The 22,203-nt window shown below is 67.2% G+C and carries 19 protein-coding genes and 1 pseudogene; 8 read left to right on the forward strand and 12 right to left on the reverse strand.

Annotated features, from left to right (window positions below; all coding sequences use genetic code 11):
• Positions 1–12: 12 nt before the first annotated feature.
• The 5 genes from VNQ78_RS11885 to VNQ78_RS11905 all read right to left on the reverse strand — a co-directional run bounded on the left by VNQ78_RS11885 (position 13) and on the right by VNQ78_RS11905 (position 5,823).
• Positions 13–1,113 carry a flagellar basal body P-ring protein FlgI gene (locus tag VNQ78_RS11885; protein ID WP_325689942.1) on the reverse strand — a complete coding sequence of 367 codons (1,101 nt, stop codon included), beginning with the start codon at positions 1,111–1,113 and terminating at the stop codon, positions 13–15.
• Complete coding sequence (locus tag VNQ78_RS11890) at positions 1,113–2,126, reverse strand: flagellar hook protein (RefSeq protein ID WP_325689945.1); 1,014 nt, start codon at positions 2,124–2,126, stop codon at positions 1,113–1,115. Before VNQ78_RS11890 ends, VNQ78_RS11885 begins: the two co-directional genes overlap by 1 nt.
• Positions 2,123–3,583 (reverse strand): FlgK family flagellar hook-associated protein, encoded by a 1,461-nt coding sequence (locus VNQ78_RS11895; protein WP_325689947.1) that lies wholly within the window; start codon positions 3,581–3,583, stop codon positions 2,123–2,125. Before VNQ78_RS11895 ends, VNQ78_RS11890 begins: the two co-directional genes overlap by 4 nt.
• A gap of 27 nt (positions 3,584–3,610) precedes the next feature.
• A complete protein-coding gene (locus tag VNQ78_RS11900; RefSeq protein ID WP_325689949.1) occupies positions 3,611–4,945 on the reverse strand; it encodes a flagellar hook protein FlgE in 1,335 nt (444 codons plus the stop codon).
• 86 nt (positions 4,946–5,031) lie between these two features.
• Complete coding sequence (locus VNQ78_RS11905) at positions 5,032–5,823, reverse strand: flagellar motor protein MotB (RefSeq protein ID WP_325689951.1); 792 nt, start codon at positions 5,821–5,823, stop codon at positions 5,032–5,034.
• 70 nt (positions 5,824–5,893) lie between these two features.
• On the opposite strand from VNQ78_RS11905, the gene VNQ78_RS11910 reads away from it, so the two are divergent.
• From VNQ78_RS11910 to VNQ78_RS11925, 4 genes are read left to right on the forward strand one after another with little or no spacing between them, the layout of a single operon-like run.
• Positions 5,894–6,667 carry a paraquat-inducible protein A gene (locus VNQ78_RS11910; RefSeq protein WP_325689953.1) on the forward strand — a complete coding sequence of 258 codons (774 nt, stop codon included), beginning with the start codon at positions 5,894–5,896 and terminating at the stop codon, positions 6,665–6,667.
• Positions 6,664–7,332: a paraquat-inducible protein A gene (locus VNQ78_RS11915; RefSeq protein ID WP_325689955.1), complete on the forward strand. Its 669-nt coding sequence runs from the start codon at positions 6,664–6,666 to the stop codon at positions 7,330–7,332. The genes VNQ78_RS11910 and VNQ78_RS11915 overlap by 4 nt, the downstream gene beginning before the upstream one ends.
• The gene (locus VNQ78_RS11920) at positions 7,329–9,389 is read left to right on the forward strand and encodes an intermembrane transport protein PqiB (RefSeq protein WP_325689957.1); all 2,061 of its coding nucleotides are present in this window, start codon (positions 7,329–7,331) and stop codon (positions 9,387–9,389) included. Before VNQ78_RS11915 ends, VNQ78_RS11920 begins: the two co-directional genes overlap by 4 nt.
• Position 9,390: 1 nt before the next feature.
• Positions 9,391–10,053 (forward strand): PqiC family protein, encoded by a 663-nt coding sequence (locus VNQ78_RS11925; protein ID WP_325689958.1) that lies wholly within the window; start codon positions 9,391–9,393, stop codon positions 10,051–10,053.
• A gap of 3 nt (positions 10,054–10,056) precedes the next feature.
• Here VNQ78_RS11925 and VNQ78_RS11930 read toward each other — a convergent pair whose 3' ends face one another.
• The 4 genes from VNQ78_RS11930 to VNQ78_RS11945 form a co-directional block, all read right to left on the reverse strand.
• Positions 10,057–10,602 (reverse strand): flavin reductase family protein, encoded by a 546-nt coding sequence (locus VNQ78_RS11930; protein WP_325689959.1) that lies wholly within the window; start codon positions 10,600–10,602, stop codon positions 10,057–10,059.
• A gap of 54 nt (positions 10,603–10,656) precedes the next feature.
• A complete protein-coding gene (locus tag VNQ78_RS11935) occupies positions 10,657–11,460 on the reverse strand; it encodes a 3'(2'),5'-bisphosphate nucleotidase CysQ (protein ID WP_325689960.1) in 804 nt (267 codons plus the stop codon).
• The gene (locus VNQ78_RS11940; protein ID WP_325689962.1) at positions 11,447–12,799 is read right to left on the reverse strand and encodes a TldD/PmbA family protein; all 1,353 of its coding nucleotides are present in this window, start codon (positions 12,797–12,799) and stop codon (positions 11,447–11,449) included. The genes VNQ78_RS11935 and VNQ78_RS11940 overlap by 14 nt, the downstream gene beginning before the upstream one ends.
• Positions 12,800–12,892: 93 nt before the next feature.
• Entirely contained in the window at positions 12,893–14,509 is a 1,617-nt protein-coding gene (locus VNQ78_RS11945) for a DUF2125 domain-containing protein (RefSeq protein ID WP_325689964.1), read from the reverse strand.
• A gap of 88 nt (positions 14,510–14,597) precedes the next feature.
• On the opposite strand from VNQ78_RS11945, the gene VNQ78_RS11950 reads away from it, so the two are divergent.
• The gene (locus VNQ78_RS11950) at positions 14,598–15,215 is read left to right on the forward strand and encodes an enoyl-CoA hydratase/isomerase family protein (RefSeq protein WP_325689966.1); all 618 of its coding nucleotides are present in this window, start codon (positions 14,598–14,600) and stop codon (positions 15,213–15,215) included.
• Between the two features lie 11 nt (positions 15,216–15,226).
• Here the strand turns inward: VNQ78_RS11950 and VNQ78_RS11955 are convergent, their stop codons facing one another.
• The 3 genes from VNQ78_RS11955 to VNQ78_RS11965 form a co-directional block, all read right to left on the reverse strand.
• Entirely contained in the window at positions 15,227–15,568 is a 342-nt protein-coding gene (locus VNQ78_RS11955) for a DUF2853 family protein (RefSeq protein WP_325689967.1), read from the reverse strand.
• A 91-nt stretch (positions 15,569–15,659) separates the two neighbouring features.
• Positions 15,660–17,051, reverse strand: coding sequence for an adenosylhomocysteinase (ahcY, locus tag VNQ78_RS11960; RefSeq protein WP_325689969.1), 1,392 nt, complete (start codon positions 17,049–17,051; stop codon positions 15,660–15,662).
• Positions 17,052–17,118: 67 nt separating this feature from the next.
• The gene (locus tag VNQ78_RS11965; protein ID WP_325689971.1) at positions 17,119–17,556 is read right to left on the reverse strand and encodes a hypothetical protein; all 438 of its coding nucleotides are present in this window, start codon (positions 17,554–17,556) and stop codon (positions 17,119–17,121) included.
• A gap of 158 nt (positions 17,557–17,714) precedes the next feature.
• Between VNQ78_RS11965 and VNQ78_RS11970 the strand changes: the two genes are divergently transcribed.
• The 3 genes and pseudogenes from VNQ78_RS11970 to VNQ78_RS11980 all read left to right on the forward strand — a co-directional run.
• Positions 17,715–18,635, forward strand: coding sequence for a glucokinase (locus VNQ78_RS11970; RefSeq protein WP_325689973.1), 921 nt, complete (start codon positions 17,715–17,717; stop codon positions 18,633–18,635).
• 87 nt (positions 18,636–18,722) lie between these two features.
• Positions 18,723–20,639 carry an autotransporter assembly complex family protein gene (locus tag VNQ78_RS11975; RefSeq protein WP_325689975.1) on the forward strand — a complete coding sequence of 639 codons (1,917 nt, stop codon included), beginning with the start codon at positions 18,723–18,725 and terminating at the stop codon, positions 20,637–20,639.
• A pseudogene (locus VNQ78_RS11980) lies at positions 20,639–22,203 on the forward strand (DUF490 domain-containing protein); the annotation flags it as partial. The gene VNQ78_RS11975 and the pseudogene VNQ78_RS11980, both read left to right, overlap by 1 nt.

A 22,203-nucleotide genomic window follows, 5' to 3' on the forward strand; every position in this document is an offset into this window, starting at 1 on the left:
GATTGAAACCCCTCAGTTCACGATGAACTCGGCGTGAAGCGCGCCGGCGGCGTGGACCGCCTTCAGAATGTCGATCATGTCGCGCGGGCGGATGCCAAGGGCATTCAGCCCCGCGACCACCTCGGACAGCGAGGATTCCCCGCTGATCTCGGCGAATCCGATCCCCGGTTCCTGCGTGATGTCGGCCTGGCTGCGGGGCAGCACCACCGTCTCGCCCGGCGCGAAGGGATTGGGCTGTGAGGCGATCGGCGCCTCGCGCACGCGCAGGGTCAGGTTGCCCTGCGACACTGCCACGCGCGAGATGCGCACATCCTCGCCCATGACGATGGTGCCCGAGCGGTGGTCGATGACGACCCGCGCCGCGATCTCCGGCTCGACGGTGATGTTTTCGATCCGCCCGATCAGCCGCGCCGGGTTCACTGTGCCAAGCACGGTGGAATCGATCGCGATCGTCCCGGAATCGAGAAGGTTCGCCAGCCCGCTCCCCAGCGCGCGGTTGATCGCCGCCTCGACCCGCGCCGCAGTGGTGAAATCCGGGTTGCGCAGGGCAAGGCGCAGGCTGGTCATCTGGGAAAAGTCGAAGTCCACCTCGCGCTCGACTCGCGCGCCGGATGGGACGGTTCCCGTCGTCGGCACCCCCTGCACGACCGAGGCGGCCTGCCCCGATGCCTCGACGCCGCCGGCAAGGACCGATCCCTGCGCGACGGCATAGATCTCGCCATCGGCGGCGTTCAGGGGCGTCATCACCAGCGTACCGCCGAGCAGGCTTTTCGCATCGCCAATCGCCGCCACATTGACGTCGATCTGCGATCCGGCGCGGGCAAAGGGCGGCAGCGTCGCCGTCACGATCACGGCGGCGACGTTCTTGGGCCGGAACGCGTCCTCGGTGACGTTCACCCCCAGCCGTTCCAGCAGGCTGGCCATGATCTCCTCGGTGAAGGGCGCATTGCGCAGGCTGTCGCCCGAGCCGCTGAGCCCGACGACAAGGCCGTAGCCGACCAGATCATTGCCGCGCACGCCGTCCACATTGGCCAGATCCTTGATCCGAACCGGCGCAGCCTGGGCGAACCCGGCCCAAAGCAGCAGGACGAGAAGGCGCCAGAGGTGCCGCATCACAGATAGTCCGTCAGGCTGAGCCGCGAGAGGCGCGCGGTGATGGCATAAAGCGTCTCGATCCGGGCCTCGGCATCCTCCAGCGCGGCGGCGGTCTCATAGGGGTCGGCGGCGATCAGGCCGTTCCGGGCAATGTTGAGCGCCGAGGTTTCGGCCGAATTCGCCGTGATGGCCAGCGCGGCCCGCTCCTCCTGCACGCCGATCAGGGTGCGGGCCTCGGTCAGGCCCATTTCGCCCTGAACCAGCAGCGACCCGGCACCACGCGACAATTCGCGCCGGGTCTGGGCGTCCAGCCCGGTCGCTGCGCTGGTATAGGCCATGATCGCGAAGCCTTTGAGGGCGGCGCGCAACTCCGCGGAATTGGCGGTGATCGGCGGGGTGATGCTTTTCTCGGGCGATATGGCGATGGCGGCGGTTCCTTGGTCATTGCCAAGGAAACCATCATCCGCGAAGCCGCCGCTGCCGGCGGGCGCGTCGAAATACCCCTCGATCGCGGCAAGGATCGCGTCCGCGCCCGTCGCGCCGCCAACGGCGGTGGTGATCTGCGCCATCAGGTCGTCATAACCGGCGACGGGGGCCTGCCCGCTGCGGCTGCCGGCAAAGACGAAGCGGCCGGCGACCGCGCTGTTCAGGGATTCGATGACCGATTTCAGGTCCGCAGGCGCCTTGTTCAGATAGACGTCAAGCGACGCCGCCGACGAGACCAGCGCATCCGAAAGCAGCACCGTCCCGGTGGCATTCGCGAGCGACTGGATGTTGTCGAGCGCGGTTTGCGAGGTGTTCAGAAAGCTCTTCGCCTCGGCCAGATTGCGCGCATAGGTGTCGAGCGTGACGAGCCGCGCCTCGATCTGGCTGATCTGGCCAAGATCGCCGCCAAGCGCCTTGGGGATGTCGGACCTGATCCCCGTCGCCACTTCCTCGGAGAGGGTGTTGAGCCGGGTCTTCAGCGCCGATTGCGACAGGCGAAGCTGATAGGACCGTGCGAGGTCGCTGATGGAGTTGAAATTGGTCATGTCAGCCTCAGGATTTCGTCGAGCATGTCGTGGACGGTCTGGAGGACCCTGGCATTGGCGGCATAGGCTTTCTCGAGCGCCAGCAGCGCCTCCATCTCGGCATCGGTATCGACGCCTTCGGCCAGCAGCGCGCCGCGCAGCCCCTGCGAATGGACCTGGTCCTGATATGCGGCGGCTTCGCTGCCGAGCCGTGCCGTCGCCGCGCCGGAAGCAAGGTCCGAGGACATGGTCAGCATCGTGCGCGGAATGTCGGAAAGGGCGGCGGATGCGGGCGGGCGATTGTCCGAAAGCGCCGCCGCCATGCGCATGAGCAACCCGCTTTCCCCCAGATCGCCGGGGCCGGTCGCGTTCAGCCCGGCGCGGATGCGCCAGAGGGCGCCGCCCTTGGCGGGATCAAAGGCGGAGGCGACGGCGATCCGGTTGGCAAAGCCCGCCTCATTCGCAGGATCGAGGTTTCCTTGCAGGTCGGTGAACAGCCCGTGCTGGCCCGCCGCCAGCGTCGGATCGACCGCCGGATCGGCGAAGCGGGCATAAACCTCGCGCGCGAAGCCGTCGATCCGCGCCTGATAGGCGGGCGCAAGTTCGTCCCGGATCTGGAAATTCGCGGCGATGGACCCGCCGGAAAAGACCGACATCTCGGCCGCCGACAGGGGTTTTCCGTTCAGGCTGATGGTGGCGAGGGCGCCGTTCGCGACATTCATGTCCGCGCTCACGCGGCCTGCGGCGGTGAAGCCGAGCGTCGCCGGGATCGTGCCGTCGAGAAGGGTAGCGCCGCCCTTGGTGAAAAGCGCGATCCGCCCGTTCTCGCGGCTCACCTCGACCACCGGGACGATGGTGCAGATCTCGTCGATCGCGGCCTGCCGGGCGTCCATCAGCGAGGAGGCATCGCCCCCCTGCGCGCTGGTCACGGTGATCTGCCGGTTCAGCTCTGCCACGCGCTCCAGCGCGGTGTTGAGCTTGCCCACATCCGTCGCGATGGCCTTCTCGGCCGCGGTCCGGGCGTCCTCGATCGAGGTCGAAATGGCCGAGATCTTCGCGGTCAGGGCCTGGGCCGAGTCGAGCACGTCCTGCAAGCGCACGTCGCTGTCCGGCCGCGCCGTGGCCGAGGCAATCGCGGCGTCGAAGGCGGTCAGGATGCTGCTGAGCGAGGTCGCGTCATTGGCGGTGCCGAAGCTCGTCTCCATCGCGCCGTGGAACGTGGCGATGGTGCCGGAATTGGTGGCGCGGGCCATGGCAAGGCGGTTCTCGGCCAGCAGGCCCGCATTCACCATGCGCCGCACCCCGTCGATCGCGACCCCGCCGCCATTCGCCGCGTAAAGGCGCGAGGACAGCTCGACCTCGCGCCGCGCATAGCCCGAGACCGTCTTGTTCGAAACGTTGGTCGAGACGATCTCGGTCCCCCGCGTGGTTGCGGTCAGGCCGGAGAGGGCGTTCGATATCGCCGATGAAAGGCTCATGTCCTCACTCCTCTGTCAGGGGGCCGGTCAGCGCTTGATGTTGGTGGTTTCCTGCAGCATCTCGTCGACGGTCTGGATGATCTTGGCGTTCGACGAATAGGCGCGCTGGGTCTGGATCAGGTCGGTCAGTTCCGCCGCGACATCGGTGGTCGAGCTTTCGCGCGCATAGCCGGCGATCGCCCCCGTCGGCCCGTCGCCCGCGTCCCAGAGGAAGAAGGCCCCCGAATCCTGCGAGATCTTGTAGGTCTGGTTGTCCAGCGCGACCAACCCGTTCGGATTGGGCACGTCGACCAGCGGCACCTGATAGAGGAGGCGGGTGACGCCATTGTCATAGGTGCCGTGGATGAAGCCGTTATCGTCGATCTCGACCGCAGTGAGCACCCCGGCGGCCGTACCGTTCTTGGTGATGTTGGTCGGCGAGAAATCGGCGCTGATCTGGGTCATGCCCGATGTGCCCCCCGGCTGGCCGATGGTGATCGCTATCGGGCCATGCGCCGCGTTGACCGTCAGCTGTCCGGTGACCGGATCATAGGCCCCGCCCGAGAGGGTCGTCACCGCCCCGAGCGGGCCGCCCGGCGCGTCGTTGAAGTCGAGCGTATAGGAGCCGACCAGCGATTCATCACCCGGCGTCGCCGGATCGTCAAAGGTCGCGGAATCGCGGATCTCCATGGTCCAGCTGTTCGATCTGCCCGTCGCGTCCGCGCCGACGGTCGGCACGAAGGTCATGGTCAGCCTGCGCGAGGCGCCGAGATTGTCGTAATATTCGATCGAGGTCGTGGAATTCGCGGGCGTGGTGCCGCCGACCGTCGCCTCTGCCGGCAGGTTGAACCCGACCGAGATCGCGGTGGTCGGCTCGGCATACATATCGTTCGCATTCAGGACGATAGGTTGCAGCCCGGCGGAGGAGTCGCGCGGCATCGTCGGGATGGTGCCGTCCCGGTTCGCGGGCCAGCCCATCAGCACGAGGCCCGAGGAGGTCCGCAGCACCCCTTCGGCATCGGTGCGGAACGCGCCCGTCCGGGTCAGCGACAGCGACGGGTTGCCGGTGCCGAGGCCGCTCAATTCCGAATAGTTGATGACCGGCAGCATGCCCCGGCCGGTGATCGCGATGTCGAGCGCATTGCTGGTCCCGACAAGGCTGCCGCGCTGATCGACCACGCGTCCCGACTGGGCCAGGACGCCACCCGCGGTATATTGCCCGCCGCCGCGCGAATTGCCGATCACGACGCTTTCGAACTCGGTCGAGACGCGGCGGTATCCATAGGTGCCGGAATTGGCGATATTGTCCGAGATGCCCGCAAGCCGGGCCGAGTTTGCGGTAAGGCCGGAGACGCCGGCGCTGAGGGCAGAGGAGATCGACATTCCATGTCATCCTGTGTGAGTCGAACTGGGGCAGTCTCGTCCCCGTCCGGTTAAGATCGCCCTAACCGGCAGAGGAAATTCGCGCGTCATCTGAGCAGGATCACCTCGATCCGGTTGTTGTTCGGGTCCATCGGGTTGACCGCGCGGTTGCGGCGGTCGGCATAGGCGGTGACGCGCTGGATGCGCGTGGCGCCGGTTCCCGCCCCTTCGAGGAGGTTGCGGACGGTATGGGCGCGCGCGTCCGACAGCGCCCAGACGGGCGAATGGATCAGAAGCTCGGGATAGGTCCGCACATGGCCCGCAATCGCAAGCTGGTTCCTGACCCGGCCAAGCACGCCCGAAAGGACGCTCGCAAGTTCGCGCATCGCGGGGCTGGGCTGGGCGGTGTCGTCGACGAAAAGCGGCTCGTCCAGCAGGTCGGTCAGCTCGATGACCAGCCCCTCATCCGTCATGCGGGTCACGACATGCTTCAGGATGTTCTGGCGCTGCATCGATTCCGCGCCGCGCCCCGAAAGCTGGTCCTGCACATGCCGCGCAAGCTCCTCGAACTCGGTCGAGGCGGGAGTGCCGCCCAAGGTGTCGCGCGAGGAGCCGATCCCCTTGCCGGAGTTGCTGTCGGCATCCTGCAATTCGCCCCCGAAAGGGCCCTGCGCGCCGCCCTTGTTCGTCTGCACGATCGTCGGGTTGAAGTAATCAGCCAGTCCCTGCCGCTGCTTCTCGGTCGTGGCGTTCAGGAGCCACATGAGCAGGAAGAAGGCCATCATCGCGGTCACGAAATCCGCATAGGCCACCTTCCACGCGCCGCCATGATGGCCGGGGGCCGTGCCACCCTGAACCTTCCGAATGATGATCGGCGCGCCGCCGCGATCCGCAGCCATGACCTGTCCTCTCGATTCCCGTCGGGACCGGTCTAGGGGATCGGGCGATAAGATCGGGTTAACGGATCAAATGCGCGACATTTCGGCCTCTGCCGGTCGTCGCCGGGGCCGCTGCCGCACGGCATTGCCTTGCATGGCCGGGGCCAGCGCCTATTCTGGCCCGATGCTGATCGAAGGCACATATGACCTCTCAACGGGAAGCGGGCTGGTCGCCTGTCCGCGCTGCGACGCGCTGCATGTCGAACACGACCTTCAGGCCGGAGAGACGGCGCGCTGCGTGCGCTGCAACGCCGTCCTTGCCAGTCCGCGCGCCGGGGCTTTCACCCGGATCATCGCGCTCTCCTTCACGTCGATCGTCCTGATGATCGCGGCTGTCTTCTTTCCCTTCCTGCGCATCTCGCGCGCGGGGTTCGGGAACGAGACCTCGCTTTTCGATGTCGCGCTGGCTTTCTCGCACGGGGCGCTGATGCCGCTGACCGTGGCGCTGCTGGCGACGATCATCGGCCTGCCGGTGCTCAGGTCGGTGCTGCTGGTCTATACGCTGGTGCCGCTTTCGGCGGGGCGGGCGCCCTATGCCCATGCCGTCGGCGCCTTCCGCCTGTCCGAGGCGCTGCGGCCCTGGTCCATGGCCGAGATCTTCGTGATCGGGACGACGCTTGCGCTGATCAAGGTGGGCGGGCTTGCCGCCATCAGCTTCGGCCCGGCCTTCTGGGCCTTCTGCGCGCTGATCCTCGTCAATGCCGCCAGCAATGTCTTTACCAGCGCCACGACCATCTGGGACGCGATCGAGGATGGCGGGGCAAGGACCGACGGACGCGAGATCCGGCGGGAGCCGGCGAAATGACCGGCCTGCCCACGCATGACGCGCCGATCCTGACCGCCCATCGCGCGGGGCTGATCGGCTGCCGCGGCTGCGGGCGGGTCTGGCCCGACAGCGAGGAGAGCTGCCACCGCTGCGGCGCGACCCTGTCGCCACCGGACCGGCGCTCGCTCAACGCGGTCTGGGCGTGGCTTCTGGCCGGGTTCATCTTCTATATCCCCGCAAACCTTTTCCCGATGCTCAGGACGACGACATTCGGGGGGCTGGCGGGGAATACCGAATCCACCATCCTCGGCGGCGTGCTGGAGCTTTTGCACTATGGCAACTGGTTCGTCGCGGCGGTGGTCTTCACCGCCTCGATCATCGTGCCGATCGGCAAGTTCATCGCGATCGGCTGGCTTGCCACCGTGGCGGGCCGCCCGGCCACGGTCAGGGACGCGCATAACCGCCTGATGCTCTATGAGGTGGTCGAGTTCATCGGCCGCTGGTCGATGATCGACGTCTTTGTCGTCGCGATCCTTTCGGCGCTGGTCCAGCTTGGCTTCGTCGCCTCGATCCATCCGGGGCCGGCGGCGGTCGCCTTCGCGCTCTCTGTTGCCTTCACCATGCTTTCTGCGCAAAGTTTCGATCCCAGACTGATCTGGCGGGGGCTGCCGCTCAGAAGCCGCAAGGACCGAACCGACCCATGACCGACACCCCCCCGTCCGAGCAGGGCCCCGGACTGAAACCCGCCGAACCCGTCCGCAAGGTGGCGGCCCGCGCCGCGCGCGCCGGATCGTCGCTGATCTGGCTGGTGCCGATCATCGCGCTGATCGTGACGCTGGGCGTCGGCTGGAACGCCATCGCAAGTCGGGGCACCCTGATTTCGGTGAAATTCAAGGACGCGACCGGCATCACGCCGGGCGAAACCGCGCTGAAATTCCGTGAGATCACTGTGGGCAAGGTCGAATCCGTCCGCTTCACCGACGACCTCCAGCAGGTCGAGGTGAACATGCGCGTGGACAAGGATCTTGCGCCCTTCATCGACAGCGACGCGAAGTTCTGGATCGTGCGGCCGCAGGTCTCGGCGCAGGGGATCTCGCGGCTCGACACGGTGCTGACCGGCTCTTTCGTCGAGGGTTATTGGGACGACAAGGCGGCCGAGCCGCATACCGAATTCACCGGCCTCGAAAAGCCGCCGCTGACCAGCTTGGGCCAGAAGGGAACGCTGATCGAACTTTCGGCGGAACGCTCGCGCGGGATGAGCGATGGTGCGCCCGTCATGTTCCGGGGCGTGCAGGTCGGGCAGATGCAGAACCTGCGGCTGGACGAAAACGGCGAGGGAGTGGTCGCCGATGTCTTCATCGCCGCGCCCCATGACGCGCGGCTGACGACGAATACCGTCTTCTGGGACACGTCGGGTTTCTCGATCTCGCTGGGTGCGCAGGGCCTTGCGCTGAACGTGGGCTCGCTCGCCTCGGTGCTGCAGGGCGGCGCTGAATTCGCCACGCTGACCTCGGGTGGCGAGCCGGTCGAGAACGGCCACAAATTCGTCCTCCAACCCGACGAGCAATCGGCCCGCGCCAATCTTTTCACTGACGATGGCAATGCGCTGCGGCTGACCATGCTGGTGGGCGAATCCGTCAAGGGGCTCGAGACCGGGGCGAATGTCCAATATATGGGCCTGACGGTCGGGCGGGTGACGAACCTCGCCTCGCGACTGGTCTCCGGCCCCGATGGCGACCGGGTCGAGCAGGAGATCACGTTGGCGGTGACGCCTGAGCGGCTGGGCCTTCCCGTGGATGCGACGCCCGAGGAGGCGCTGGATTTCATCGCCCGACAGGTCGATCAGGGTTTGCGTGCGCGGATCACCAGCGCGGGCTTTTTCGGCACCTCGCTGGAGGTCGAATTGGTCGAGCGACCCGATGCCGCGACCGCCTCGCTCGATCGCGCGGCCAAGCCCTATCCGGTCATCCCCTCGCTTCCGGGCGAGGTCTCGGACTTCACCGAGACGGCGCAGGGCTTCCTGTCGCGCGTGGGCAACCTGCCGATCGAGGAGGCGCTGAAATCCGTCACCGACATGATGAACTCGATCACCGCGATCGCGAGCAGCGACGATACCCGCGCCATTCCGGCCGCGCTGCGCGGCACGCTGGACGACGCCAAGGCGACCAGCGGCGAGATGCGCCAGATCGCGACGGAACTGCGCGAATCCGGCGCGGCGGGCCAGATCCGCAAGATGGTGGACGAGGCCAGCGCCGCAGCCGAGGCAGTGAAGCTTGCTGCCGCCGACGTGCCCGCCATGGTCGAGGAGATCGACAAGGCCGCCGCCAAGGTCGGCGAGGTGGATTTCGCCGCCCTTTCGACCGAGGCCGAGGGTATCCTGAAGGATATCCGCGCCATGATCGGCTCGGAAGATGCCGAGAAGCTGCCGCGCAACCTGTCGGACACGCTGGAGGCGGCCTCCGGCTTGCTCAACGACCTGCGCGACGGCAATGCGGCGGGCAGCCTGAACGAGGCGCTGGGTTCGGCAAAGCTCGCGGCGGACAATATCTCGGCCTCGGCCCAGCGGTTGCCGCAGCTCAGTGCGCGGCTTGAATCGCTGGCCAGCCGGGCAGAGAGCGTGATCGCCGCCTATGGCGACCGCTCGACCTTCAATACCGAGACGATCAACCTGATGCGCGAGATGCGGCGCGCGGCCAATGCCTTCGGCAACCTCGCCCGCACGATCGAACGCAATCCGCAAGCCTTCATCCTGGGACGATAAGATGCGCCACCTCCTGCTCGCCTCTGCTTTGCTGGCCGCGCTGGCCGCCTGTTCGAACGGCGAAAAGACCGCCCGCTTCCTGATCGACCCACCGGAAACCGGCACGCGGCTGCCGAACCGGCTGGGGACGGCGGAACTCAAGGACGTGTCGCTGCCGGAATATGCCTCGGCCGGAGAGATAAGCTGGCAGGACGCGGGTGGCGCCGTTCGGTCGAACACCCGGCAGCTCTGGGCGGACGAGCCGCAGCGCGCCTTCACGCTGACGCTTGCCCGCGCAATCTCGGACATTTCGGGCGCGACGGTGATTGCCGAGCCATGGCCGCTGGCCGAGCCGCCGCGCCGGACGCTGGAGGTCCGGGTCGAGAAGGCCTTGGCGCAGGCCAACGGAACCTATCGCCTGACCGGGCGCTATTTCATCGCCGATTCCGGGGCGGGCGGGACGAACCATGCCCGCAGCTTCGATATCTCCGTGCCGATGGGTGCCGAGGGCGGCAAAGCCGGTCCCGCGACCATTGCCCGCGCGCAATCGGCGGCGATTGCGCAGCTGGCGCAGCAGATCGCAAGTCTCGGCGGGGCGGGGAACGCGCTGCGCACCTCGTCGCCCGCGCCGACGCGCATGGATGACATTTTCTCGCAACCGCTGCCGCCGCTTGACGGCAGCTGAGGCTCAGCCGTCCTCTGGGTCGAACTGGCCGAAGCGGCCCGCCGCAAAGACCAGCGGGTGATCGCCCGGCCCCGCGACGGTGACGCGCAGGACGCGGCCGACCAGAACCGTGTGGTCGCCTGCATCGTGGATGGCATGGCTCTTGCAGTCGAAGCGCGCGGCGACACCCGGCAGCAGCGGCACGCCTTCCTCGGACAACACTTCCTCCAACCCCTCGAACTGGCGCCCGCCACGGGTGAAGCGCAGGCAGACCTCAAGCTGCTCGGCGCCCAGCACATGCACCGACCAATGCGGCGCCTCGAGGAAACCGCGATGCCGGGTCGAGGACTTGGCCGGGCACCAGAGTACCAGCGGCGGTTCCAGCGAGACGCTGCTGAAGCTGTTGACCGTCATGCCGATCGGGCCGGCATCGCCCATGGCGGTGATGACCGTGACCCCGGTGGCAAAGCGGCCAAGCGCCTCGCGCAGCAACCTCGCCTCGGCGGTGGCGGGATGAAAGGTGATCTCGTCGGCGAGCCTGTCGCGGGTCGCTGGGGGAATGCGGCGCATACGCGGGCCCTGTCATCTGCGGTCGCCCATTCATAGCCTCGACCCCCGGCCTCATCAAGCCGAGGCGGAGTATCCGGTCGCGGGTAGGGGCGTCAGCGCCGCCATCATCTGGCCATGCAGGCCGGGCGGGGCAACCACCAGCCCGTCGCAGAGCGCGCGCGGGGTATTGAATCGCAGCGCGCTTCCCGAAAGACCGGTCGCGACGCAGCCCGCGCGCTCGGCGATCAGGCTGCCGGCGGCGATGTCCCATTCCCAGGCGGCGCGGGTCGAAAGCGCGGCGTTGAACCGGCCCTCGGCGACAAGGCACAGCCGCCATGCCAGCGAGGGGCGGAACTCACGCCGGATCGGGGGCGGAGCGCCCTGCCAGAAGGTCGGGTCGAGGCTGGGCTTGCTGGTCAGCACCCGCGCCCCCGAAATGTCGTGTTCGGCCGGTTCCAGCGGGCTGCCATTCAGAAGCGCCGGGCCGTCCTCGGTCGCGGTATAGGTCAGGTCGCGCGCGGGCAGGTGGACCACCGCCGCCGTGATCCGGTTGCCGGTGGCGATGGCCAGCGAATGCGAGAACCCGTCCTGTCCGGCCAGAAAGGCCCGCGTGCCGTCGATGGGGTCGAGGATGAAGCAATGATCGGCATCAAGCCGCGCGGGCTCGTCGGCGGATTCCTCGCTGAGCCAGCCGTAATGCGGTCGGGCGGGGCGCAGCACCTGTTCGAGATGGCGGTTGATGGCAAGGTCGGCCTCGCTGACCGGGCCGGCGCCGTCGCTTTTCTCCCAGGCCTGCGGGTCGTTGCGCCAGTAACGCAGCGCGATCTCTCCCGCCTCCCGGGCGGCCTCGATCAGCAGGTTCAGGTCACTCGCCGGCAACAGTCATTCCTTCGACCAGCAGGCTCGGCACCCGCATTCCGCGCCAGTCGCGGGCGTCATTGGCCGCGATCAGGCGCATCAGCATCTCGCGCAGGTTTCCGGCGATGGTGCATTCGTTGACGGCATGGGTGATCTCGCCGTTCTCGACCCAGAAGCCGCTGGCCCCGCGCGAGTAATCACCGGTCGTCGGGTTGATCGAGGAGCCGATCATCGAGGTCACGAGAAGGCCGCGCCCCATGTCCCGGATCAGTTCGTCGCGGCTTTTCTCGCCGGGCGTCAGGACAAGGTTCGTCACGCCGGGCGAGGGCGGGCTGCCGGCCCCCCGCATGGCATTCGCGGTCGAGGCCATGCCAAGCTTGCGCCCGGTCGCGAGGTCGAGGGTCCAGCCCTGCAGCACGCCGCCCCGGACAAGGTGGCGGTCGGCGGTCTTGAGCCCCTCGGCATCAAAGACCCGCGACGCGCCCATGCGCGGCAGATGCGGCAGTTCGATCAGGTCGAAGCCGGGCGGCAGCACCGCCTCTCCCATCGCGTCCCGGAGCCAGCTTGCGCCCCGCGCCACCGCCGCGCCATTCGCGGCCGAGACGAGATGGCCGATTAGGCCCGAGGAGACGCGCTCGTCATAGAGGATCGGGAAGGTTCCGGTCGGCGGCTTGCGGGCGCCCCGCCGCTCGACCGTGCGTTCGGCGGCGAGGCGTCCGATCTCTTCCGGTGCGGGCATGTCGGCGCGATGGACGCGGCTTTCGCCGGCCCAGTCCCGCTCCATCCCGGTGCCCTCGCCGGTGATCGCGATGGTCGAGAGGCCGTGGCCACTACGGGCGAGGCCGGCGGAAAAGCCGTTCGTCGCCGCCAGCCACATCCGCCGGTGCGAGGCCGAGGCCGAGGCGGATTCGATCTTCGAGACGCCATCGACGGCCAGCGCGGCGGCTTCCGCGCGCAGCGCCGCCTCCTGCAATTCCATCGGCTGGGGCTCGGGCGCGGAATCGAAAAGCTCCAGCCGCGCGCTGTCCGTGTCACGGCTGAGTTCGCCCGGCTCGGCCAGCCCCAGCGTATCGTCGACCGGCGCCTCGCGCGCCATGGCGACGGCGCGCAGCGCCATGTCCTCGATCGTGCGCGGCGATTCGTCCGAGGCCGAGACGCAGGCCTGCCTGCCGCCCAGAAGCACGCGCAGCCCGATCTCGACGCCTTCGGCGCGCTCGGCATGTTCCAGCTTGCCGCCCCGGACATCGACCGAGACGGCCGCGGCCTCGACCGCGACGGCATCGGCCTGCTCTGCCCCCGCCCGGCGCGCGGCAGCCAGAAGCTGCTCGGTCAGGGATTGCAGGCGCGCGAATTCGGTCATGGCTTCTCCTCGGGTGGCAACTGGGGGCAAGGGCGGCAATCCTTGCGCCACGGGTCGGCCGTGGCGCTGGATCGCGGCGCTTCGGCGCGCGAATTACCTGATCTGCTGGCCGTTGGCAAAGATGGTGCCGCCTTCCTTGAACTCAAGGTCGGTGGTCAGCTTGTCCTCGGCCCCGTCCACCGGCTTGGCGAACATGGCCAGCATCATGCGCACGCCCATCATCTGATCCTGCGGGATCAGGCCCATATTGCCCAGCTTTTCGATGAGGCCGTTCACGCCCTCGAACTCGGCATGGATCTCGCCGACCGGAGCCTCCATCGACCCCTCGTCCACGGCCTTCAGGTTGCCGCTGGCATTGGCCTTGGCCCCAAGCAGGTTCAGCGCGACCTGATTGATGTTCAGCTCGACCGGCTCGAACCCGGTGGGCTCATCGGCCATTTCGTCGTCCTGCTCGGCGGTTTCCGCCTCGGCCTCGGCCATGTCGGCGGGGGCATCGGGGCTGACGCCCTCGGCCGTCGCATCGTCTGTCGCGTCGGCGGGCGCGGTTTCATCCGGCGCGGGCAGGGCAAAGAGATCCTTGGTGACTTTCAGCAGGCCGGTCAGGTCGATCTCCAGCGAGGCCGGGTCGCGCGGCAGGGTGGCCGTCGGGTCGAACATGTTCCAGACCGCATCGCCCAGCGACACGCCGTTCAGCGCATAGGCGAACTTGAACGGCTGAGCCTCCTCGGATTGGGTGACCGGCAGCTGCATGTTGAAGCTGCCGCTTTCCACCGCATAGCTGATCGGGAAGGGCACCTGCGGCGAGGTCATCTCGAAGGCCATCGCGTCCGAGCCAAGCTGATAGCCCATGCCGTCGCGGGACAGGGTGAAGTTGCCGTCGAAACCCTTGCCGTCATATTTGCCCGCGCCGCTGCTCGGCTGGCCATCCTCGTCCGTGCCCGAGAATTCGAAGGTCGCGGCGATGGCGCCGACCTGCATCTTGCCGCCGATCGCGAGGCCGGCCTTCAGCGCCGCGCTCATCTCCTCCTCGAGGTTCGAGATCGCGGTCGGCGCGGTCATGCTGCCCTCGCCCATGATGCCGTCGAGGCTGCCCGCGAACTTGAGCCTGCCGTCCGTCTCATCGGGGACATCGCCGGCGAAGGTCATCTGCTCGGTCTTGAGGTCATAGTCATATTGCGCCGGCTGGCCCGAGACGACATGGAAGCTGCCGGTCGAGTTCTTCAGCGCGAAATTCATCGGCAGCGGGCTCTCGGTCCCGTCGCTGGTCATGGTGGTCAGCTCAAGCTCGACCGTCGGATAGTCGATGGCATGGACCATGTCCTCGGGCGCGCCCGACGTCACCATGCTGTTGCCGGGGATCGCGACCTTGACCGGGACGGAATAGCTCGCCCCCTCGGGCTCGGTCCCGTCCAGCAGGATGTCCATGCTGTCGGCAAAGACCGTCTTGACCTTGCCGTCGCCGGTGTCGGTCAGGACGGCCTGCGGCAGGCTCAGCGTGACCTTGCCGGTTTCCGGCCCGCCGGCGATCTGGATGTCGCGCACGGTCAGCGTGCTGCCGGCCGCGTCGCGCCCGCCTTCGGTCACGGTGTAGCCCATGGATTGGTAGTAATCGACCCAGGACTGCCAGACCTGTTCCGGTGTCACATCGGCGAAAGCCGGGGTGCCGATGGCTGCAAGGGCCAGGGCCGAGCTTGTCAGTCTGCGGAACATTTCACTACCTTTCATGGGTCGACTATCAATAAAAAAGCAATCGTCCACGTTTTGCCACAGCCGGGACAGCGGTCCAAGGAGAGATACCATGATCTTGAACGAATTCTCCGGGGGGCTCGGCAGGATCACCATCTCTCGGCCCGAAAAAGCCAATTCGCTGACCGGCGAAATGCTGGCCGATCTGACGCGGGCCTTTGCCGATCTGGCAGGGCGTCCCGACCTTCGCGCGGTGATCCTGACCGGCGCGGGCAGGGTCTTCTCCGCCGGGGCCGATCTGGACGAGGCGCGGGCGGGCCTTGCTACCTCGCCCGCGTGGGAGCGGCTTTCGGCGCAGGTCGCGGCGATGCCCTGCCTGACCATCGCGGCGCTCAATGGCACGCTGGCGGGCGGCGCGTCGGGCATGGTCCTGGCCTGCGACATCCGCCTTTGCGTGCCCGAGGCGACGTATTTCTATCCGGTCATGCGACTTGGCTTCCTGCCCCCGCCCAGCGATCCCCGGCGTCTGGCGGCGCTGGTCGGCCCCTCACGGGCGCGGATGATCCTGCTGGCGGGTCAGCGGATCGGGGCCGAGGAGGCGCTGGCATGGGGCCTTGTCGACCGGCTCCATCCGGCGGACCGGTTGATCGCCGAGGCCGAGGCGCTGGCGGCCGATGCGTGCAAGGCACCGGCCGGTCATGCGGCGGCGCTGAAGGCCGCGCTGGCCTGATCCGCCGCTTCTCAGGCGTAGGCGGATTGCCGGCCGAAATGGGTGCAGAGCATGTAATAGACGACCGCGCGATACTTGTTGCGGTTGGCGCTGCCGTATTTCTGGACGACCGCGTTGATCGCCTCCATCAGCTCCGGCCCGTCTTTGAGCCCCAGCTTCTTGATCAGGTAGTTCTGCTTGATGCGCTCCAGCTCCTCCGGGTCGGAGGCGGCGACGGTTTCCGCATCGGCATTGTAGATCGAAGGCCCGCAGCCGATCACCACCTTGGTCAGCAGCGCGGCGTCGGGCGAAAGGCCCAGCTTGTCCTTGATGTCGGCGGCATATTTCGCGATCAGGTCGTCACGTTTGCTCATCTGGCTTCCCCCGAAATGTGAACTCCCGGGGGAAGCGTAGCTGTGCGACATGAAATATCAACCGAAACCACGGTTTCTGGCCGACTCCCGCTCAGTAGCGGTAATGGTCGGCCTTGAAGGGGCCTTCGGGGGTCACGCCGATATAATCGGCCTGCTCCTTGGAAAGCGTGGTCAGCTTGACGCCGATCCGGTCCAGATGCAGGCGGGCGACCTGCTCGTCCAGATGCTTGGGCAGGATATAGACGCCGGGCTGGTATTCATCACCCTTGGTCCACAGCTCGATCTGGGCCAGAACCTGGTTGGTGAAACTCGCCGACATGACAAAGCTCGGGTGGCCGGTCGCGTTGCCAAGGTTCAGCAGACGGCCCTGCGACAGCAGGATGATGCGATTGCCCGAGGGCATCTCGATCATGTCCACCTGATCCTTGATGTTGGTCCATTTGTGGTTCTTCAGCGCGGCGACCTGAATTTCATTGTCGAAATGGCCGATATTGCCGACGATGGCCATGTCCTTCATCTCGCGCATATGCTCGATGCGGATGATGTCCTTGTTGCCGGTGGTGGTGACGAAGATGTCGGCGGTGGCGGCCACATCCTCCAGCAGCACGACCTCGAACCCGTCCATGGCGGCCTGAAGCGCGCAGATCGGGTCGACCTCGGTGACCTTCACGCGAGCGCCCGCGCCGCGCAGGCTGGCGGCCGAGCCCTTGCCGACATCGCCATAGCCGCAGACGACGGCGACCTTACCCGCCATCATCACGTCGGTCGCGCGGCGGATGCCGTCGACGAGCGATTCCTTGCAGCCATATTTGTTGTCGAATTTCGACTTGGTGACGCTGTCATTGACGTTGATTGCCGGGAAGGGCAGCAGGCCCTTCTTGTGCAGGTCGTAGAGGCGGTGGACGCCGGTGGTGGTTTCCTCGGACACGCCTTGCAGCGCGGCGCGTTGCTGGGTGAACCAGCCGGGCGACTGGGCCAGACGGGTGCGGATCTGCGCGAAAAGCGCCTCCTCCTCCTCGCTGGTCGGGACGGCGATCAGGTCGGTTTCGCCCGCCTCGACCCGCGCGCCCATCAGGACATACATGGTGGCATCGCCGCCATCGTCGAGGATCATGTTCGCCGTGCCTTCCGCGAATTGGAAGATCTGGTCGGTATAGGACCAATATTCCGCCAGCGTCTCGCCCTTGATGGCAAAGACGGGGACGCCCGCCTTGGCGATCGCGGCGGCGGCATGGTCTTGGGTCGAATAGATGTTGCAGGACGCCCAGCGAACCTCGGCCCCCAGCGCGACGAGGGTTTCGATCAGCACGGCGGTCTGCACGGTCATGTGCAGCGAACCAGCGATGCGCGCGCCCTTCAGCGGCTTCGATTCCCCGTATTCGGCGCGCAGCGCCATCAGGCCGGGCATCTCGGTTTCGGCGATGTCGAGTTCCTTGCGGCCGAACTCGGCCAGGGCGATGTCTCGGATAATGTATTGGGTCACGGCTATGCCTCGGGAATGGGAAGTTGCCGCGCCATAGCATTTGCCGGCATTCGCTGCAAACCGCGCGTCAGCCGCCGAGGCCGACCTTGACGAAATAGGCCTGCGGGCTTTCGCCATCGCTGAAGCCGATGCCCGAGGCGATGACGCAGCTTGTCGCGTCGGGACGCTCCAGCACCATGGTCCAGGTGCCCATCAGCTCAGACCCCCAGAGGGCGGTGTCCTGGGCATTGGTCGCGATCTTCTCCTCGCCGAACTCCTGTCTCAACGCGGCCTCGACCTCGGCATCGCGGTCGCACCACGGGCGGTCCGGCGCCGCATCGGGCGAGACGGGAAGGCTTCGCGCCATCTCGCGCACGGCCTCCGGGGCCATTCCGGCGACGGCGGACCAGCCGCGCGGGCTGGCGGCATTCTCCTCGCGCGTGAGGGTCGCGGAGGCGGCCTGACCTGCGGGCAGCGCCATCATCGCGACGAGGCTGGCTGCAAGGGCTTTCCGGGTCAGGGTCATCGGCATCTTCTCAACCTTTCGCTTGCGCGTTCGATCTTGAACTCAATGCGATTCGGGCGGTGGAAGTTCCGGCTTCTTTCCGGGGCGGGCCGCGCGCGGCTGGCAGGATGGACCACGATCCCCTACAACGGCGGGAACCAAGCGGAAAGGACAGGGCGATGGCGATTTTGCTGGCGGATGTGGGCGGCACCAATGCCCGACTGGCCCTTGCGCAGGCGGGCGGCGTCGATCCGGGCAGCATCGCGCGCTTTCGCGGCGACGATCACGCCGACTTTGACCAGGTCGTGCGCCTGTTTCTGGAAAGCCGCGGCAATCCGGCGATCGAGGCGGTCTGCGTCGCGGTTGCCGGCCCCGTCTCGCAGGGGCGGGCGCGGCTGACCAATCGCGATTGGCATTTCAGCGAGGAGCGGCTTTCCGAACTGACGGGCGCGCGCGCGCGGCTGATCAACGACCTGACCGCGCTTGGCTATGCGACCCCCGCCCTCAGCGGCGAGGCGGCGGGTTTCCTGCGCGGGCCGGTGGAGGGTGGCGCCCGGAACGGGCAGCGGCTGGTCGTCAATGCCGGGACGGGCTTCAATGTCTGCGCGGTCAAGGTATTGCCGGACGGCGGCATCGCCTGCCTCGAGGCCGAGGAGGGACATACCCGCCTGCCGGTCTCGGTCTCGGTCCCGCTGGGCGAGGCGTTGGGAGAAAAGGCCGCCGCCTTCGATTCGGTCGAGGAGCTGTTCGCGGGACGCGGGCTTGCGCGGCTGCACGCGCTTCTCTATGACCGCGCCCCGGAACGGGCCGAGGCGGTGGTCGCCGCCGCCGAGGCAGGGGACGCCGAAGCGCAGGCGACCTGCGATCTTTATGCCCGGCTTTTCGGTCTTGTCTGCCGCGAACTCGCCCTGCGCTTCATGCCGATGGACGGGATGTTTCTTGCCGGCAGCGTGGCCCGCAGCGCGACGCGCCGCTTCGATCTGTTCGAGACGGCATTCCTCTCGGACCCGCTGATGGCGCAGATCCCGGCGCGCGTGCCGATCGGGGTGATACGGGACGATATGGCGGCGCTGCATGGCTGTCTTGCCGCAGTTGCGTGAACTTTCGCCTATCTAGGGGGCTTGACGCTGGATTCCGGCCCGTCCTCCTGCGAGACTGCCGGCAAAGACCAGAGCAGGGCAGGTGGGATGAGACGAGCATTGACGGCAGGCTTTGCCGCCGCATTCGTGCTGGGAACGGTTGCGGAGACAGGCTTCGCGCAGTCCTCGCGATCGCCCTCCTCAGCGTCATCCTCGCCCTTTTCCGGCTTCTCGGGCCTTTTCGGCGGCGGCAAGGACAAGGAGGCGTCGCCGGTCGATCTGAACTTTACCGTCGGCGGGCGCGATGACGACATCCTGCCCGCGGTCCGCAATACCTCGCTGCTGCTGGCCGCCCAGAAGGAGGGGCGCGTCACCGGGCAGGACATTCTGGCCGCGGCGCGGGGCGATTATGCCCGCATCCTCGGCGTGCTTTATGACGAGGGTTATTATTCCGGGCTGATCAACATCACGCTGGACGGGGTCGAGGCGGCCTCGATCGCGCCGCTCGATGCGCCGCGGACCGTCCGCAAGGTCGTCGTCTCGGTCGAGCCGGGGCCGCGCTTTCGCTACAGCCGCGCCGATATCGCCCCGGTCGCACCCGGCACGGAACTGCCCTCCAGCTATCGCCGGGGCGAGGTTGCCCGGACCGGCGACATGAAGAACGCCGCGACCAGCGCGGTCGAGGGTTGGCGCAATGTCGGCCATGCCAAGGCCGCCGTGGCCCAGACCGACATTATCGCCGACCATGCCACCAACCTCGTCGACAGCAACATCCTGCTTGCGCCCGGCCCCACGCTGCGCTTCGGTCACCTGACCATCCGGGGCAACCAGAGGATGAGCCTGCGCCGGCTCGAAAAGATCGCGGGCTTTCCCGAGGGAGAGCGATACGACCCCGAAAAGCTCGAGGATGTGCGCAAGCGCCTGCGCCGGTCGGGCGTCTTTTCGGCCATCACCCTCAGCGAGGCCGATTACATCAGCCCCAACAACACGCTGGACGTCGACCTGCTGGTGGCCGAGCAGAAGCTGCGCCGCTTCGGCGGGGGCTTCGAATATTCCAGCATCGAAGGCTTTTCGCTTCAGGGTTACTGGATGCACCGCAACCTGCTGGGCGGGGGCGAGCGGCTGCGCGTCGACGCCAGCATCGAGGATGTCGGGTCCGACACTTCGGGGACGGATTATCGGCTGGGCGTGCGGATCGACCGTCCCGCGACGCTGCATCCCGATGTGACCGGCTATGTCATGTCCGAGATCAGCAGCGAGCAGGAGGAGGACTACGACCAGGAGGCCGGAACCTTCGGCCTTGGCTTCACCTATATGCATAGCGACGAGCTGACCGCCGATATCGCGCTGCAATTCCGCGCCCTGCGGGTCGAGGACGATTCTGGAAAGACCAATTTCCGCCTGTTCGCATTGCCGACCTCGGTGACATGGGACAAGCGCGACGAGCCGACCGATGCCAAGCGCGGCTACTGGCTTTTTGGCTCGGTGACGCCTTTCGTGGGGCTTCAGGACGAGACCGGATCGGGTGCCCGGCTGATCGGCGAGGGCCGGAGCTATTTCAGCTTTGGCGCCAATGACCGCTTCACGCTGGCCGGCCGCGCCCGGCTTGGCACCGTCCTTGGCCCCGATATCGAGGAGGTGCCGCGCGACTATCTGTTCTATTCGGGCGGCGGCGGCACCGTGCGGGGCCATTCCTTTGAATCGCTCGGCGTCAATGTCATTCGCGGGCCGGACGGCACGGTCAAGACCGGCGGCATGAGCGTCGTCACCCTGACCGCCGAAACCCGCATCCAGATCCGCGAGAAAATCGGCCTTGCCCTCTTCACCGATGCCGGCCGGGTCTGGGAGGAAGGCGGCTTCGAGGGGGCGAGCGACTGGCAGGCCGGGGCGGGCGCGGGCATCCGCTATGCGACGCCGATCGGACCCTTGCGCTTCGACCTCGCCGTGCCGGTGGGCGGTGGCTACACCGATGATGACGACGATTCCGGCGTTCAGGTCTATATCGGTCTGGGACAGGCATTCTGATGAAACTGCATGATCTGACCTCCCGTATCCTTCTGATGCTCTGGCTCGCGGTTCTGGTCCCGATCGGAGTGACTGCGCAGGAGCCTGCCCCCGAAAGCACCCCGGAAACTGCGCCTGACAGCGCCGCCGAAATCTCGCAGGAGGTCGAGGATGACCGGGGCTTCGTCACCCGTTTCCTTGAGGAAAAGCTCTCGGGTGCGGGCCGTCAGGTGGTGCTGGAGGGATTTCAGGGTGCGCTGTCCTCGCGCGCGACCTTCCGGCGGCTGACGATCGCGGATGACGAGGGGGTCTGGATCACGCTGGAAAACGGCGCGATGCAATGGCAGCGTACCGCCTTGCTGGGCCGGCGCGTCCAGATCGAGGAGCTTTCGGCCGAGCGCGTGATCCTGCCGCGCCGGCCCGGTGCCGGCAAGTCCGCCCCGCAAGCCGAAGCGAGGGAGTTTGGCCTGCCGCAACTGCCTGTCTCGGTCAATATCGACAAGATCTCCATCGGCCGGGTCGAGCTTGGCGCGCCCGTCATGGGGATCGAGGCGGTTCTGGCCGTGCAGGGGTCGATGAACCTTGCCAATGGCGAGGGCACGACCAACCTGACCATCGACCGGGTCGACGGGCCGCGCGGCCAGTTCGGCCTTGTCACCTCCTTCTCGAACGAAACCCGCGTCCTGAACCTCGACCTGACGCTGGACGAGGATCGGAACGGCCTTTTCACCAATCTGGTCAAGATGAACGGGCGCCCCGCCGTCAAGGCCGAGATCAAGGGCGCAGGACCGCTTTCGGATTTCAACGCCCAGATCCAGCTTGCGACCGACGGCCAGCCGCGGGTGGCGGGGACCGTCGCCGTCACCGCCGAGACGCGCGACAACGCGCCCGGCACCGCCTTCCGCGTCAGTCTGGATGGCGACATCGCGCCGCTGATCAAGCCGGACCGGCAGGAATTCTTCGCCGGGAAATCCGAGATCCGCGCCAATGGCTGGCGCGGGCAGGACGGCGCGCTGGTCATCCCGGAACTGAAGGTGACGACCGGCGGGCTGGACCTTTCCGGCTCGGTCGAGACGAATGCCCAGAACGCGCCGCAAAGCGCGAACCTGACGCTGCTGCTGGGACAGGATGCGGGCGCGACCCAATTGCCCGTCGCCGTGCCCTTCGGGGCGGTGCCGGCGACGGTCCGGTCCGGCAGCGTCCGGCTGCAATATGACGCGGCACAGGGGTCGGGCTGGTCGCTGGTCGGGCGGATCGGCGATCTGTCGCGCCCGGATGTCAGCCTGTCGGAAGTCCGGCTCGACGGTCGCGGCCGCGTGGTTCTGACCCCCGAGCAGGCCTTGCAGGAGGTGCGCGGCTGGGTCGCCTTCGGGATGGATGATCTGGAGCCGACGGGGCCGGGCCTCGCGGATGCGGTCGGCGATACGCTGAACGGCGGGCTGAACTTTGCCTTTACGCCGGGCAATGCGCTGAAGCTTTGGGGCATGAACATCAATGGCGACCAGTTCCGGCTGACCGGCGACATGGAGGTCTCGGGCCTCAGAAGCGGGATCGCGCTTTCGGGCGATGTCGCCGCCGAGCATCG

Source organism: Paracoccus sp. (in: a-proteobacteria) (genome assembly GCF_035556475.1).
Lineage (GTDB): Bacteria > Pseudomonadota > Alphaproteobacteria > Rhodobacterales > Rhodobacteraceae > Paracoccus.